This is a genomic window from Pseudomonadota bacterium, assembly GCA_010028905.1.
In the GTDB taxonomy this organism is placed as follows: Bacteria; Vulcanimicrobiota; Xenobia; order RGZZ01; family RGZZ01; genus RGZZ01.
On sequence record RGZZ01000562.1, the window covers coordinates 1 to 2,970 of the forward strand.

At 68.1% G+C, this 2,970-nt stretch carries 4 protein-coding genes; all 4 read right to left on the reverse strand.

Annotated elements, in window-relative coordinates; translation table 11 throughout:
• Nucleotides 1-451: polysaccharide deacetylase family protein (locus tag EB084_22820; GenBank protein NDD31097.1), on the reverse strand; the 451-nt coding region annotated here is incomplete at its 3' end.
• Between the two features lie 2 nt (nucleotides 452-453).
• The gene (locus EB084_22825; protein NDD31098.1) at nucleotides 454-1,818 is read right to left on the reverse strand and encodes a hypothetical protein; all 1,365 of its coding nucleotides are present in this window, start codon (nucleotides 1,816-1,818) and stop codon (nucleotides 454-456) included.
• Between the two features lie 79 nt (nucleotides 1,819-1,897).
• Entirely contained in the window at nucleotides 1,898-2,113 is a 216-nt protein-coding gene (locus EB084_22830; protein NDD31099.1) for a hypothetical protein, read from the reverse strand.
• On the reverse strand, nucleotides 2,106-2,699 hold the full coding sequence (locus EB084_22835; GenBank protein ID NDD31100.1) for a hypothetical protein: 594 nt from the start codon (nucleotides 2,697-2,699) through the stop codon (nucleotides 2,106-2,108). Before EB084_22835 ends, EB084_22830 begins: the two co-directional genes overlap by 8 nt.
• Between the last annotated feature and the right edge of the window lie 271 nt (nucleotides 2,700-2,970).

Here is a 2,970-nt window from a genome sequence, read left to right on the forward strand (position 1 = left end):
GCTCGGCCTCGAGGTCGCAGTCGGCAGACGTGAGCGCCGGATGGGTGCGCGAGTGCGAGCCGATGCTCCATCCCTCGCGCGCCAGTTCACCGATCTGCTCTGCGGTCATGTGCCGATGGGGCGGCATTCCCGCATCCCAGGAATTGGTTCCCCCCACGACATCGGTGATGACGAACAGCGTGGCCGGAACCTCGAGCTCGCGCAAGATGGGACGCGCGTGCTCGAACACGTCTTCATAGGCGTCATCGAACGTGATGAGCACCGCATTGGCCGGCAGCGGGCGCGTCGGTCCGGCGTCGAGCACCCGATCGAGGGTCACCGGCACGTACCACGCGGCCAGCAGCGCCTCCATCTGGCGGCGGAACCGCGCGGGGGTGATGCGGAACGACCCGTCCGGGCCATCGTGAACGTGGTGGTAGAGCAGCACTCGGAGGGTCGATGCGCCCTCCATCGCTAGATCAGCTCCGGCAGGCGCTCGAACCCGAGATCTTCTTCGAGGGTCACCCACGCCTCCGGCGATGCGTGCAGAACGCGCCGCCCCTCTTCACCTGCGCTCTTCACGTCGCGCTCGAGGGCCTCGCGCGACGCGTGGATGCTCCCCCACAGGCGATGCCAGGCACCCTCTGCGTCACGCGCGATGATCGACCAGATGCGCCGCTCGTCGAGGGCGCGCACCATGGTGGCGCGCGCCTCGAGCGGCGGCGCCGACAGGCCGAGGGCGCCCTGCAGGCGCTCTGGCGTGAAGCCCAGCACGGCGCACTCGTGGACGGTGCCGGTGCGCGGCGTCTTCGGAAGCTCTTCGAGGAAGCGGCAGGCCTGCAGGGTCGACGGATCGGCGCTCGCGTGCACGTCGGCGCCGGGCACGCAGGCCGGGTCGAGAAAGCGCCGGGCCGCCGCCAGGGTGGACTCGTCTGGCTCGAGACGGCTCGTGGTATGAATGAAGCGCTTGGCTTCGCGCGGCAGTATCTCGGCGTCGAAGAACCGCTCGTAGTAGAGCCCGATGAACGGCGTGCCGAGCATGAGGCACTCCGTGATCTGCTGGAAGGCGCACTTGCCGACGGCCAGGTCGGAGATCTGCATCAAGCCGGCCAGGGTCTCCTCATTTGGTGGGTGCATGTAGGTCACCGACGGCGGCAGATCGGCCGGCGCGGACGTGCGCGTGATGACCACCGCGCGCACATCGATCTCTCGGGCCAGGGCCGTGACGATGCGCGTGCCCAGATCGCGCACCCCGTCGTCGTAGCCGAGCACGGTGATGAGCCGCTGACCTTCGCGCGCGGGCCCCAGCAAGGCGCGGGCCGCGTCAGCTCGGGGCTCGACGAAGGGCCCCACCTGGCAGACGTGCGCCGGCATCGCCTCACCGTGGCAGGCGCTCACCCCCGTGAAGACGATGGCGTCTGCCAGCGCGCCGTGGTTGCGCAGGAAGTAGTGCGCAAAGGTGGCGTTGTAGACGTTGTCGAGGTAGACCACGGGAATGCCGGCCTCAATGGCGCAGAGCGCGGCCTCGAGCATGGGGCCGCCCATGGGAACCTCGGCCAGGGCCACCAGATGCGGACCGAAGCGCGCCATCTGGCTGCGCAGGCCCTCGCGCACGTCGTCCACGGTAGCGTCCATCGACTCGGTACGAAACAGGTGAAACGCCTCGTGGGCGCGGCGGGTGAGATCGTCTTGGTAGAAGTCGCGCCCCCCCGCGTGGAGCGCCACGCGATGGCCGCGCGCGTAGAGACCCATCCCTAAGCGAAGGGCGCGTTTGTAGGTGCCGATGAGCAGCTGGCCGTTCGGCTCGACGACGCAGTATCCGCAGATGAGGATTCTCACGGGGGCGTGCTTCCGTTCGCGCGCCCTGGCCTCCTTCGCCGCGCGCGAAGGTCAGCGCCCGCGCAGGTACGAGATTGTCTCAGTCGGCCACCCGACGGCGGTGCCCTGTGGGGCACGTTCCCTGGGTGTAGTCGTAGAACCCGTCATCGTACTCGTCCTGGCAGCGATAGTGCATCTTGCAGTAGACCCGATCGCAGTCCGGGCAGTAGGCATCGATGCCCTCGTAGCACTCGCCCGTGTCGATGAGGTAGGCATGCGCCTCGGCCACCGCGCCACGCTCGAGGCATTCAAACATGGGGCGGGCACGAGACATGGAGAACGACTGCTGCCAGACGATTCCCCTGCACAGCAGGGAGGGCTGATCGCCCTCGAGATGCGCGCCGACCTCGAACGCCACGGCGGTGCGACCACACACCCCCCGTGCGCAGCACGGGAAGGCTGGCCACCAGACGGCGCTCGGCCGACGACAGGAGGCTCTCCTCGATCTCGGCCACCGCGGCGAGCAGCGCCTCGAGCGCCTCGACGCAGGCGTGGCTGTCACGATCGAAGGCCGTGTGCAAGGCGCGCCCCAGCGGATCTCGACGCATGCGCAGCTGGCTCGACACCGCCGCTGCCTTCCCACGAAGATCGGCTGCGGCAACCCGCAGCCCCACGTCGTCACAGGCCTCCCCCGGATTCGGAAGAAGGCCGCGAACCGTCTCGAGGGCCTCTCCCACAAGACACGCATCGGAGAAACGCATCGATCGAGACGGATCGTCGAGATCGTCTGCCTGCTTCCAGTAGACCGCAACGTCGATGCAGTGCCGATCAAGCCTTGCCATGGCGGCCTCGCCGTCACGGCGCAGCGCTTCGAGTGCCCGCGCATCTGGTATCGAGCTCAAGACCCTCTCCTCTCACGCCTGTAGGTGTGGTGAGCGCTTCGAGATCCGCCCGCCTGATTCCCGTCGAGAGGGCGCTGCGCAGGAAGAGAGACGCGCCGCCCTCACGGGCGACCACAGTTCACAACTTGGAAACGAAGTGTGGTGGAACAGATCGCGCCCTCCGAGTAGACTTCGGCCAGACAGAAAGCGACTCCCGAGCAGCCCGGGCAGCCATCGCGTGCTGGACCGTCCAGGCTGCTCCAGGTCGACAACATCACAGGAGACCTTCCCC